The organism is Pseudomonas sp. yb_2 (assembly GCF_043103905.1).
In the GTDB taxonomy this organism is placed as follows: Bacteria; Pseudomonadota; Gammaproteobacteria; order Pseudomonadales; family Pseudomonadaceae; genus Aquipseudomonas; species Aquipseudomonas alloputida.
On sequence record NZ_JBICKH010000036.1, the window covers coordinates 47756 to 58933 of the forward strand.

12 protein-coding genes and 1 other RNA gene are annotated in these 11178 nt (G+C 60.2%); 8 read left to right on the forward strand and 5 right to left on the reverse strand.

Translation table 11 applies throughout. The annotated features are described in order from the left end of the window. Nucleotides 1-199 precede the first annotated feature (199 nt). The 4 genes from zipA to ffs all read left to right on the forward strand — a co-directional run bounded on the left by zipA (nt 200) and on the right by ffs (nt 5154). Nucleotides 200-1093, forward strand: coding sequence for a cell division protein ZipA (zipA, locus tag ACF8FB_RS09105; RefSeq protein WP_049588192.1), 894 nt, complete (start codon nt 200-202; stop codon nt 1091-1093). 236 nt (nt 1094-1329) lie between these two features. Beyond that, nucleotides 1330-3660, forward strand: a complete 2331-nt coding sequence (ligA, locus tag ACF8FB_RS09110) for an NAD-dependent DNA ligase LigA (RefSeq protein ID WP_350298132.1) — start codon at nt 1330-1332, stop codon at nt 3658-3660. A gap of 488 nt (nt 3661-4148) precedes the next feature. Then, on the forward strand, nt 4149-4871 hold the full coding sequence (locus ACF8FB_RS09115) for a heparin lyase I family protein (RefSeq protein ID WP_350298131.1): 723 nt from the start codon (nt 4149-4151) through the stop codon (nt 4869-4871). 186 nt (nt 4872-5057) lie between these two features. After that, nucleotides 5058-5154, forward strand: an RNA gene (ffs, locus tag ACF8FB_RS09120) — signal recognition particle sRNA small type. Between the two features lie 28 nt (nt 5155-5182). Here ffs and ACF8FB_RS09125 read toward each other — a convergent pair. After that, nucleotides 5183-5602 (reverse strand): helix-turn-helix domain-containing protein, encoded by a 420-nt coding sequence (locus ACF8FB_RS09125; RefSeq protein ID WP_010955018.1) that lies wholly within the window; start codon nt 5600-5602, stop codon nt 5183-5185. Between the two features lie 83 nt (nt 5603-5685). Between ACF8FB_RS09125 and ACF8FB_RS09130 the strand changes: the two genes are divergently transcribed. Next, nucleotides 5686-6174, forward strand: coding sequence for a DUF2938 domain-containing protein (locus ACF8FB_RS09130; protein ID WP_049588270.1), 489 nt, complete (start codon nt 5686-5688; stop codon nt 6172-6174). A gap of 15 nt (nt 6175-6189) precedes the next feature. Here the strand turns inward: ACF8FB_RS09130 and ACF8FB_RS09135 are convergent, their stop codons facing one another. Together ACF8FB_RS09135 and ACF8FB_RS09140 are read right to left on the reverse strand one after the other, a co-directional pair. Further along, nucleotides 6190-6369 (reverse strand): hypothetical protein, encoded by a 180-nt coding sequence (locus tag ACF8FB_RS09135; protein WP_010955016.1) that lies wholly within the window; start codon nt 6367-6369, stop codon nt 6190-6192. A gap of 32 nt (nt 6370-6401) precedes the next feature. Beyond that, complete coding sequence (locus ACF8FB_RS09140; protein ID WP_020193510.1) at nt 6402-6596, reverse strand: hypothetical protein; 195 nt, start codon at nt 6594-6596, stop codon at nt 6402-6404. 464 nt (nt 6597-7060) lie between these two features. On the opposite strand from ACF8FB_RS09140, the gene ACF8FB_RS09145 reads away from it, so the two are divergent. Beyond that, the gene (locus ACF8FB_RS09145) at nt 7061-7327 is read left to right on the forward strand and encodes a hypothetical protein (protein ID WP_392511239.1); all 267 of its coding nucleotides are present in this window, start codon (nt 7061-7063) and stop codon (nt 7325-7327) included. A 195-nt stretch (nt 7328-7522) separates the two neighbouring features. Here the strand turns inward: ACF8FB_RS09145 and ACF8FB_RS09150 are convergent, their stop codons facing one another. Continuing rightward, nucleotides 7523-8329 (reverse strand): substrate-binding periplasmic protein, encoded by an 807-nt coding sequence (locus ACF8FB_RS09150; RefSeq protein WP_392511237.1) that lies wholly within the window; start codon nt 8327-8329, stop codon nt 7523-7525. Between the two features lie 121 nt (nt 8330-8450). Between ACF8FB_RS09150 and dnaX the strand changes: the two genes are divergently transcribed. Next, on the forward strand, nt 8451-10526 hold the full coding sequence (gene dnaX, locus ACF8FB_RS09155; protein ID WP_392511238.1) for a DNA polymerase III subunit gamma/tau: 2076 nt from the start codon (nt 8451-8453) through the stop codon (nt 10524-10526). A 63-nt stretch (nt 10527-10589) separates the two neighbouring features. Continuing rightward, nucleotides 10590-10925, forward strand: a complete 336-nt coding sequence (locus tag ACF8FB_RS09160) for a YbaB/EbfC family nucleoid-associated protein (RefSeq protein WP_003254305.1) — start codon at nt 10590-10592, stop codon at nt 10923-10925. Here ACF8FB_RS09160 and ACF8FB_RS09165 read toward each other — a convergent pair. Next, on the reverse strand, nt 10922-11128 hold the full coding sequence (locus ACF8FB_RS09165; protein WP_161775057.1) for a hypothetical protein: 207 nt from the start codon (nt 11126-11128) through the stop codon (nt 10922-10924). The genes ACF8FB_RS09160 and ACF8FB_RS09165 overlap by 4 nt on opposite strands. Nucleotides 11129-11178: the final 50 nt, after the last annotated feature.

Here is an 11178-nt window from a genome sequence, read left to right on the forward strand (position 1 = left end):
GACGATAGGGGCACATTCTACAGCGAAATGCCCCGCCGTGTGCGACAGACGGTGTAAAGTTGTCTTTGGTCGTGCTAGCTTAATGTCACTCGTTTTTTGCGTGGGTAAAACGCCTGTCAGAACATAGAGTTGGCGCCACGTGTTAAAGGGCTTTGAACCCTTTGTTTTCAAGCATATTTTTATAGAGGCACGGGATTACATGGAAATCGGTCTGCGCGAGTGGCTGATCCTCATCGGCATCATTGTTATCGCCGGGATTCTTTTCGACGGCTGGCGCCGCATGCGCGGCGGGAAAGGCAAGTTGAAATTCCGTCTGGATCGCAGTTATTCCAACCTGCCGGACGAAGAGGGTGGCAGTGCCGAAGTGCTCGGCCCGTCGCGAGTGCTCGATACCCACAAGGAGCCTGAGCTGGACGAAAGCGACCTGCCGTCGCTCAGCGCGTCTGCGCGTGATCGCGAGCGTGAGCCCAAGCCGGTCAAGGCCAGCAAGCGCGGCAAGCGTGCCAGTGCGGCTGCCGATGTGCACCAGGGTGACCTGAACCTGAGCGCCGAGCCGCGCGAGCCCGACCTGTTTTCCGACAGCGATGACGACTTTGCCGCCGACAACAACCGTAGCAGCGGCGCAGCGCCTGCCAGCAACAGCGTCAAGGAGTTGCCGCCTGCCGAAGAGGTGCTGGTCATCAGCGTGATCTCGCGCGACGAGGGTGGCTTCAAGGGCCCGGCGCTGCTGCAGAACATCCTGGAAAGCGGCTTGCGCTTCGGCGAAATGGACATCTTCCACCGCCACGAGAGCATGGCTGGTCACGGCGAGGTGCTGTTCTCGATGGCCAACGCAGTCAAGCCTGGCGTGTTCGACCTGGACGACATCGATCACTTCAGCACTCGCGCTGTGAGCTTCTTCCTCGGCTTGCCGGGCCCACGTCATCCGAAGCAGGCTTTCGACGTGATGGTTGCCGCGGCACGCAAGCTGGCCCACGAACTGAACGGTGAGCTCAAGGACGACCAGCGCAGCGTGCTGACCGCCCAGACCATCGAGCACTACCGCCAGCGTATCGTCGAGTTCGAGCGCCGTGCGCTAACCCAGAAGCGCTGACAGATCCAGACGAAAGAGCAGCCTGAGGGCGTGCTGGCCGGTTCGGGTATCGTCGTTGCCTGTGCCGGCCTCTTCGCGGGTAAACCCGCTCCTACAGGTACATCACCGCCCTAGGGCATGTGACGCCCTTGTGGGAGCGGGTTTACCCGCGAAGAGGCTGGCACAGTCAACAGACACCTGGAACCCCACGCACCACCCCAAGCTGCTCTTTTGCTTTGCAAGAGAAGACAAATCCCATGACCGCCGAAACCCGTATCCTCGAACTGCGTGCCGAGCTCGATCAGCACAATTATCGCTACTACGTGCTCGACGAGCCCAGCGTGCCTGATGCCGAATACGACCGCCTGTTCAACGAGCTCAAGGCGCTGGAAGCTGAACACCCGCACCTGGTAACCCCCGACTCGCCCACCCAGCGTGTGGGTGGAGCTGCCTTGGCGGCGTTCAGCCAGGTACGCCACGAAGTGCCCATGCTCAGCCTGGGCAACGCCTTCGAAGAAGCCGACCTGCGTGAGTTCGGCCGTCGCGTGGTAGAAGGCCTCGATCAGCCGGGCGCGGTCGACTACAGCTGCGAACCCAAGCTCGATGGCCTGGCCGTGAGCCTGCTGTACCGCGACGGCCAGCTGGTGCAGGGCGCCACCCGTGGCGACGGCACCACTGGCGAAGACATCAGCGCCAACGTACGCACCGTGCGCAACATCCCGCTCAAGTTGCAGGGTAAGGGCTGGCCGGCAGTGCTGGAGGTGCGCGGCGAGGTGTACATGAGCAAGGCCGGCTTCGACCGGCTCAATGCCGCCCAGGCCGAGGCCGGTGGCAAGACCTTCGCCAACCCGCGCAACGCTGCCGCTGGCAGCCTGCGCCAGCTGGATTCGAAAATTACCGCCAGCCGCCCGCTGGAGTTCTGCTGCTATGGCGTTGGCCAGGTGTCCGAGAGTATCGGCGACAGCCACATCGGCATCCTCGAACAACTCAAGGCCTGGGGCCTGCCGATCAGCCGCGAGCTCAAACATGCGGCGGGCATCGAAGAGTGCCTGGCCTACTATCGCGACATTGGCGAGCGGCGTAACAGCCTGCCGTATGAGATCGACGGGGTAGTGTTCAAGGTCAACAGCCTGGCCGCCCAGCGCGAGCTGGGCTTCCGCGCCCGTGAGCCGCGCTGGGCGATTGCCCACAAGTTCCCGGCCATGGAAGAGCTGACCGAGGTGCTGGATGTCGAGTTCCAGGTTGGCCGTACGGGTGCAGTAACGCCTGTGGCGCGGCTGAAGCCGGTCAAGGTGGCCGGTGTGACGGTGTCCAACGCCACCCTGCACAACATGGACGAAATCGCCCGCCTGGGCCTGCGTATCGGCGACACGGTGATCATTCGCAGGGCCGGCGACGTGATCCCGCAGGTGATGCAGGTGGTGCTGGAGCGTCGTCCGCAAGGCGCCCGCCCGGTAGAGGTGCCAAGCGCATGCCCGGTCTGTGGCTCGCAGGTCGAGCGTACCCGGCTGGTAAAGCGCAGCAAGGGCAAGGAAACCACCAGCGAAGGTGCGGTGTACCGCTGTGTCGGCCGCCTGGCCTGTGGCGCCCAGCTCAAGCAGGCGATCATTCATTATGTGTCGCGCCGTGCCATGGACATCGACGGTCTGGGTGAGAAGAGCGTCGAGCAGTTGGTGGATGAAGGCCTGATCGGCTCGCCGGCTGATTTGTACAAGCTGCAGTTCGAGCAGGTCGTCGGCCTGGAAGGCTTCGCCGAGGTGTCTACCCAGAAGCTGCTGGATGCCATTGAAGCCAGCAAGCGCCCGAGCCTGGCGCGCTTCATCTACGCGCTGGGCATCCCGGATGTCGGCGAGGAGACCGCCAAGGTGCTGGCCCGCTCGCTGGGCAGCCTGGCGCGCGTGCAGCAGGCATTGCCGCAGGTGCTGACCTATTTGCCGGACATCGGTCTCGAAGTGGCCTACGAGATCCACAATTTCTTTGAAGACGAGCACAACCAGAAGGTTATCCAGCAGCTGCTCGACAGCGGTATGCAGTTGCAGGACGAAGGTGAGCTGGCTGCCGAATTTGCCGCCAGCACCACCTTGGCCGGGATGATCGCCAAGCTCGACATTGCCTCCGTCGGCCCGACCGGTGCCGAGAAGTTGGTGGCCAGGCTCGACAGCCTGGACAAGATCATCGCCGCCGACGGCATTGACCTGCGCCAGGCCCTGGCGGCCAAGCAGGCCGACGCAGTGCGTGAGTTCTTCAAGGATGAAGCGAACCAGAAACTGGCCCGGGACATCGAAGCCCAGCTGCTGGCGTTCGGCATGCACTGGAGCAGCGAGAAGAAGGTGGCCGAAGGCTTGCCGCTGGCCGGCCAGACCTGGGTGCTGACCGGTACGCTGGAGCGCATGAGCCGCGACATTGCCAAGGACAAGCTGGAAAGCCTTGGGGCCAAGGTTGCCGGCTCGGTGTCTGGCAAGACCCATTGCGTGGTGGCTGGGCCTGGGGCAGGCTCGAAGCTGGCCAAGGCGGCCGAGTTGGGTGTGAAGGTGCTGGACGAAGATGCCTTTGTCACCTTCCTGGCCGGGCAGGGCATCACTGTCTAGAGCCCTGCGCGCGTCCCTCGTGTCGACAAGGGGCTGCAAAGCGGCCCCTGAATTTCAGCGTCACCACCTACATTGCCGTGGCCCCTTGGCGGCCTGACCGTGGCACAGTTCACCTGCCTGTCAGTCAAATACTTACTGCTGTCTGCCTCGGATATTTGAAAAGGCATGGTTTAACCGCTCTTGAATTGCTGCGTTTACGTAATTAGAGAGTGTGGATGCGTATTATCTGTTTGCGCGGCCCTTGCAAATCTATGGGTATCTGTCCTGGTATCCGCTTTCGCCAAAATTACCTGAAGCGTTGTTTTCTGAGTTTGGATTGTACATAGGGGGCTAGTGGCGATTCGCGCCAGGGCTGGGCTATATGGAATCTAGCTGTCGTGTCGGTCCTGGTAATTCTGCTAGTTGTGAGGTGCTTCAGCGCAGTGCTAACGTCCACTTGTGCTTTGATCCAAGGCGCTGTTTTTTCAATGCTAGGTGGGTGTGCTTATATGAATGCCAACACAAGTCAATTGTTTTCCTGGTGTGCTGGGCCTGAGAGGGTTGGGCAGTCTCCAGATGATAAGTTCTATTCATTTGAAACTATGTCCGGAAGTCTGAGCGCCGTCGACCTTGGCGAGGGGCTGGTATGGCGATTCGACAAGCCGTCTACACCATCAGACCCAGATGACTATCGTTGTGAGGCCAATGGAGTGGTGAGCAATGGGGCCAGGCATAATTTTTTTGATGGGGAGCGTTACACTTTTTCGTGGTCGAGCAAGTTCTCCTCCGTGGATAACGTAGCAGGCAGGCCTTTCGTCATTTTTCAATGGAAATCTTTCAGCGGTGGTCATCAGAACTACCCTTTTCTCCTGAGGGTGAATAATGGTCGGCTGGAACTTATCCATGCCACACCAGGTGATGATCCGACCAATGTCGAGAAAAAGTGGTTGTTCATATGGTCGACTCCTGTCCAGGCTGATGTTTGGCAGCGCATTCAACTGGCCGTCCAGCTTTCAACGGATCGGGAGCTAGGTTATTTGCTTTTGAATTTTAATGGCTACCCACAGGCCTTCGCCATTGATCAGGATGAGGCGCCAGACCCTGGGTACATCTTCAAGTGCCGTACCCTGGATACCACAGGCAATACGCCAAAATGGGGATTCTACAATCGTGGAGTTACGGAACATGCCTTGATTCACCAGGTCCGTGGTTTGAATGTCAGGCAGTCGTAAGATCACCACCGATTTGCTTTCAATCCCGGTAGCCGGTCTGTCGGAGCCGTAAAGGTGTGTGCGAACACCTCGGACAGGACAAGTCATTGAGAAATGATGATTTTTTCCAACCTAGAGGTTGTATCTGCGCCCAAGACCGGTACAATGGCGCCACTCGCTGCTCAGCGAGACATGTAGTGGTGGCCCCATCGGTCCCCCCGCATTGATTACCCGTTAACCTGGTCAGGCCCGGAAGGGAGCAGCCATAGCGGGAACATCGAGTGCCGGGGTGTGGCTGGTGGGGCCGCCTCCATTTCTGGGGTCGGAAAACCTCAATCTGTAACGAACGCCTTCGTTCTTGCCTGCTTTTCGCCCAATGCTCCCGCCGCCGACAGCTTCATCAGCTGCTGGAATTTCGGGCATGCCAGATGATCTTTCTCAGGGCATTGCGCGGCATGCCGCAACCCCTTGCTCATCGCCTGCAACCGCTTGATCCGCGCATCCAGCTCGTCCGCCTTGGCCATCAGCATCTGCCGGTCGACCTGCAGGTCCACCAGCATCGCCCCCACTTCATCCAGCGAAAACCCCGCAGCCTGCCCCAGGGCGATCAGCGCCAACCGGTCTGCCACATCGGCTGCAAACTGTCGACGCTGGCCGCGCCCGGCCAAGGACTTGAGCAAGCCTTTCTTCTCGTAGTAACGCAGTGTCGATGCAGGTACGCCAGTGCGTTTGGCGACGTCGGCAATGTCCATTTCGGGCCCTTGACTTGAAGTTGACTTCAACTTCTATGCTGCGCGGCATGGTAATGACCGTCAACCTTCGAGGGCTTGTTCAAATGACGTTTACTGCGATGTTTCTAGCTGCATTGCCGATTGGCATTGGTGCCACTGTAGTGATGGACCTGTGGGGGTTGCTGCTGAGGCGGTTAGGTATCGCAACGCTGAATTTCGCCATGGTCGGACGTTGGGCGGGGCACCTGCTAGGCGGGCGTGTTTCTCATCAGGCGATTGCCAAAGCGGAACCGGTGCAAAATGAGTTGGCGTGGGGATGGGTGATTCACTACGCCACCGGCGTGCTTTTCGCGATGCTGCTGGTTGTGATCGTAGGGGAGGGCTGGTTGCGGTCGCCTACTCTTTTACCTGCAGTAGTTGTGGGTGTGGGTACAGCCGTGGCGCCGCTGTGCTTCATGCAGCCAGCGATGGGGGCAGGGTTCTTTTCGTCCAGGACGCCGACGCCTGCGCGTAACTGCCTGAAGAGCCTGGCCACGCATTTTGTGTTTGGTGTGGGGTTGTTCTTGAGTGCGGGTTTACTTGCTTTGGTGTGACGGCAGGGAGTTGGGTCAGAGCGAGCGCAAAATCAGCATGCCTGCTAACAGCAGTACCCCTGTAGAGATTGCGCCGATGTAAAAAAGGAGCACACCCGTCCATGGCGAAGACGCTCGAAGGTTGCGCATTTCTTCGGCGAACGCTTCTGCTTCATTCAGTGCTGTTCTGGTGTGATCCTGGGCGGCGCGGTGCATTTGTTACTCCTTGTGGCTGGATTAATCGAAGCTCAGAGCTTGCTGGCCAGTGCCATTACGCCAACTATGGTCGTGACAACTGCTGAACCCGTTGCGATTGGGTACCAGAACGCCTCCTGCCGGAGCTTACGCGCTTCCGCTACAAATTTCTGTGCCTCGGCCCTTAACTTGCGGCCTTCATTTTGTAACTTCTCAAGTTCGAGATGTTCACGATCATCCTGATGCATCGGGCTGTCTATTCTGTTGCGGCGAAGGTGCTGGGGGGCGGGCTTGATTGTGTGCGGTTTGGTTCGGTCGCGAAACCGCCGTCTTCCAGTGAGTGTTGTAGTCCAATTGCGATCAAGATCGTCATGTATGTCACGTCGGAGTAATTTTAGACGGATCTGATATCAATCGAAGAAAGCTCCTACATGTCAGGTAGGTATAGCGAATTATCCTACGATCTCCGTCGACTCCCGTCTGATTGTCCCGGTCAACCTCGCCCACTAGGCTTTTTCGGTCGCTGTCAGTTCAGCGATCGGGTGTGGAAGCCTGGGTGGTTTGGCGGCTGTCGATATGACGGTTGTGCGTGGGAGGCCTTCGGGCCTGCCGGGTTTGCCATACCCCTGGTCTTCCACCCCGCGTACAACTGTCACCCTAAGTGTGGAAGCGAAAGGGTGCTATCAGCCCGGTATGGTGAACTCATGAAAAACTGGTCCCCGATCCGCCCCACGTCTTCGATCTTCCCCAAGGCAAATCCCTTTCCCGCGCGATCAGCGAAGGCATCGTCCCGATGGAGTTCGCGTTGATGAATGTTTCCCACTACCTGATGTTCGCCTACAGCGATAGCCGGCGGGCGCTTGAGCGTATTCAGGACGAAGAAACCAGGCAGTTATTGGAGCATGGGTTGCGGGCCATGCAGATTGCCTGGGGGCAGGCGGATGCTGTCAGCGTGGCGTTTGAACGTAAAGGCCGGTGACGTTGAGTTTGTGATAGAGATTGTGAATGTGCCGCACAATGCTGTGGGAGCGGGCATGCCCGCGAAGAATATAGCGCGGTGGATGGCACGGGCTTCGCCCGTGTTCGCGGGCAAGCCCGCTCCCACAGGGATCGCGCCAGCTTTTAGAAATTGAGCAAGACAGTTGCGCAAGCGGTCGCGAAATGAGCAGGGTCGTTAGTTGCGCTGGCTGTGTGCCGGCATTTTGCTGGGTATTTCGGGGCGGGCCACAGACATACTGTCCGGCTCGCCCGTCGCTTCATACCGCTGCAAAATCCGCTCTATCTCCCCCGACTGCTTCATCCTTACCAACGCCCGCAACAGCCCTTGTGTCGGTATCGCCGGATCGTTGCGCACCATGCACCCCAAATCCTGTTCGTCCAGCACCGCCAGCGCTTGCAATTGCTGCTCCGCTGGCAACCCTTGGTTGAACCACTGCAACGACAACTGGTTGCTCACCGCATGGCGGTACCGGCCGGCCTGCAGCTTTTGCAGCACCAGCAACTGGTTGCGGCTGTCCTCACGGTGCAGCTGGCCGTTGTCCAGCAGTGGTTGCAGGGTTGAATAGGTGTAGCCCAGCACCGTGCCGATCGCCTGGCGTGGCAGTTGCTCCGGGGGCATCGGGGTGCTGTCGCCGGGGCGGCCAACCAGTACGTCGCGCTGATGAATCAGCGGGATACTCCACACAAAATCCCTTGGACGGTCGTTGAGCCACTGGGTACTGACGTAGCAACGCACATCAATATCGCCGCTGCTCATGGCCTCCTCCAGGCGCAGGCGGGCCATGACGTGGAACTCGGGGCGAGCGCCCACTTGCCTGGCAACGGCTTGCATCAGGTCGTAAAGCAATCCCTCCACTGGCTGATCGCCTTCGATGCGTACCAGGGGCATGCTCCAGCTCTCGGCTACGGAGAAGCGCAGCACCGGCTGGTCAGCCAGGCTGTTTGTAGACCACAGCAGTAACAGGGCCAGCAGTCTTCGCAAAGGCAATCCTCCCTGGACAATGCGCCATTCCAAGCTTAGACGAGTTGCGCAGGGTGCAATTTTGCCCCCGCTCCGCTAGCATTAGCGATCTTCCGCTCGATCAGGCTACGATGGTTTTTCGATGAGTTATCAGGTTCTTGCACGAAAATGGCGTCCGCGCTCGTTCCGCGAAATGGTCGGCCAGACCCATGTGCTCAAGGCCTTGATCAATGCCTTGGACAACCAGCGCCTGCACCATGCCTACCTGTTCACCGGTACCCGCGGGGTGGGCAAGACGACCATCGCCCGTATTATCGCCAAGTGCCTGAACTGTGAAACCGGCATCACCTCCACGCCCTGTGGCACCTGTTCGGTGTGCCGGGAAATCGACGAAGGCCGTTTCGTCGACCTGATCGAGATCGACGCCGCCAGCCGTACCAAGGTAGAGGACACTCGCGAACTGCTCGATAACGTGCAGTACGCCCCTAGCCGTGGGCGCTTCAAGGTCTACCTGATCGACGAAGTGCACATGCTCTCGACCCACTCATTCAACGCCTTGCTCAAGACGCTGGAAGAGCCGCCGCCCTACGTCAAGTTCATCCTCGCCACCACCGACCCGCAGAAGCTGCCGGCCACCATCCTGTCGCGCTGCCTGCAGTTCTCGTTGAAGAACATGAGCCCGGAGCGGGTGGTGGAGCACCTCAGCCACGTACTGGCCGCCGAGAACGTGCCGTTCGAGGAAGATGCCCTGTGGCTGCTGGGGCGGGCGGCCGACGGCTCCATGCGTGATGCCATGAGCCTGACCGACCAGGCCATCGCCTTCGGTGAAGGCAAGGTACTGGCCGCCGATGTACGTGCCATGTTGGGTAGCCTCGACCATGGCCAGGTGTATGGGGTCTTGCAGGCACTGCTCGAAGGCGATGCCAGGGCTTTGCTGGAGGCCGTGCGTAATCTGGCCGAGCAAGGGCCGGACTGGTCGGGCGTTCTGGCCGAAATGCTCAATGTGCTGCACCGTGTAGCCATTGCCCAGGCGCTGCCCGAAGCGGTAGACAACGGCCAGGGTGATCGCGAGCGGGTATTGGCGCTGGCTTCGGCGCTGCCGGCCGAGGATGTGCAGTTCTATTATCAGATGGGCCTGATTGGCCGCCGTGATCTGCCCCTTGCGCCGGACCCGCGCGGTGGCTTCGAGATGGTGCTGCTGCGTATGCTGGCGTTCCGCCCGGCAGACACGGACGACGCACCGAAGCCGGTGCTAAAGCCAACGGGGATCAGCCAGGCCACAGCTGATCCTGCAGGGCAGGTGGCAGCTGCGGCGCCGGTCGCGCTTTCATCGCCTGTCGCGGCTGTGCCGGCGGAGCCTGTTGCGCAAGCCCCGCAGCTGGAGGTGCCAGCACCCGCGACGGCTGATCATGAGCCGGAGGCCGAGGCAGATGTTGAGCTGAAGGCCGAAGCCGAGGCCATCTCCGTACCTGAGCCGGTCGCCGAAGTGGTCGACCTGCCGTGGGAAGAGCCTGCCGTTGCACCCGCGCCGTTAGCGGCTGAACCTGCGCCTGAACCGGCACCTGCGCCCGAGCCTGTTGCCCCGGTGGCGCCCACACAGGCCGCCCCGGCACACGACGAGCCGCCTTTCGACCCGTCTGCCTACGCTGCCGTGGGGATGGAGCGCGACGATGAGCCGCCGCTTGACGAAGACTATTACGGTGGCGAAAGCGATCTGGCAGGTTTCAGCTACCTGGACGAATTGGCCGAACATGTTCAGGAAGACGTGTCCAAACCGGCTGCCGAACCGTTGCCGGCAGCCAAACCGGCCACCGGCCTGGCCTTGCAATGGCTGGAATTATTCCCACAGTTGCCTGTGTCCGGGATGACAGGCAACATCGCGGCAAACTGTACGCTGATTGCCGCGGATGGCGACGACTGGTTGCTGCACCTGGACCCGGGCCAGGGGGCGCTGTTCAACGCCACCCAGCAGCGGCGCCTGAACGAAGCGCTCAACCAGCACCTGGGGCGCACGCTGAACCTGCGCATCGAGCTGATCCTGCCCGAGCAGGAAACCCCGGCTCAGGCGGCAGCACGCAAGCGAGCCGAGCGCCAGCAGGACGCCGTCGCGTCGATCGAGCAGGATCCGTTGATCCAGCAGATGATCAAGTTGTTCGGCGCCAAGGTGCGGCAGGATACTATTGAGCCTGTAGAAGCCCTGGCTAGTCAGGGCCAGTAATGGATAACCATGCGGCCGGCCCGGTGCCGGGCCGCATCACATGACCCAATCGAGGTATACCCCATGATGAAAGGTGGCATGGCCGGCCTGATGAAGCAGGCCCAGCAGATGCAGGAAAAAATGCAGAAGATGCAGGAAGAACTGGCCAACGCCGAAGTCACCGGCCAGTCCGGTGGCGGTCTGGTGAGCGTGGTGATGACCGGTCGTCACGACGTCAAGCGCGTCAGCATCGACCAGAGCCTGATGTCGACTGATGAAGACGACAAGGAAGTACTGGAGGACCTCATTGCCGCTGCGCTGAACGACGCAGTGCGCAAGGTCGAGCAGAGCAGCCAGGAAAAGATGGGCGGCATGACCGCCGGCATGCAGCTGCCGCCGGGCTTCAAGATGCCGTTCTAAGGCATTGAGGTGCTCAAAAACGCCGCTGATATCAGCGGCGTTTTTTTTGCGTAGGTTTCAACCCAGACGCGGTCTGCTTTTTTATGTCGGGACAACTGTTTTGCTCGAACGTTGAAATTTTGCACGATCACTGTGGGAGCGGGCATGCCCGCGAACACGGGCGAAGCCCGTGCCATCCACTGTGCAGCCTGCTTCGCGGGCATGCCCGCTCCCACAGTGATCACACTAGCTTTCCAGTTTTGTGCAAGGCAGT

Excerpts from the sequence above, each read along its gene's own strand:
- ACF8FB_RS09130 (WP_049588270.1), top strand. The coding sequence starts at position 5,686 with ATGACGTTTACTGCGATGTTTCTAGCTGCATTGCCGATTGGCATTGGT.
- ACF8FB_RS09140 (WP_020193510.1), bottom strand. The coding sequence starts at position 6,596 with ATGCATCAGGATGATCGTGAACATCTCGAACTTGAGAAGTTACAAAAT.
- ACF8FB_RS09125 (WP_010955018.1), bottom strand. The coding sequence starts at position 5,602 with ATGGACATTGCCGACGTCGCCAAACGCACTGGCGTACCTGCATCGACA.
- zipA (WP_049588192.1), top strand. The coding sequence starts at position 200 with ATGGAAATCGGTCTGCGCGAGTGGCTGATCCTCATCGGCATCATTGTT.
- ligA (WP_350298132.1), top strand. The coding sequence starts at position 1,330 with ATGACCGCCGAAACCCGTATCCTCGAACTGCGTGCCGAGCTCGATCAG.
- ACF8FB_RS09115 (WP_350298131.1), top strand. The coding sequence starts at position 4,149 with ATGAATGCCAACACAAGTCAATTGTTTTCCTGGTGTGCTGGGCCTGAG.
- ACF8FB_RS09135 (WP_010955016.1), bottom strand. The coding sequence starts at position 6,369 with ATGCACCGCGCCGCCCAGGATCACACCAGAACAGCACTGAATGAAGCA.
- ACF8FB_RS09165 (WP_161775057.1), bottom strand. The coding sequence starts at position 11,128 with ATGCCCGCGAAGCAGGCTGCACAGTGGATGGCACGGGCTTCGCCCGTG.
- ACF8FB_RS09160 (WP_003254305.1), top strand. The coding sequence starts at position 10,590 with ATGATGAAAGGTGGCATGGCCGGCCTGATGAAGCAGGCCCAGCAGATG.
- dnaX (WP_392511238.1), top strand. The coding sequence starts at position 8,451 with ATGAGTTATCAGGTTCTTGCACGAAAATGGCGTCCGCGCTCGTTCCGC.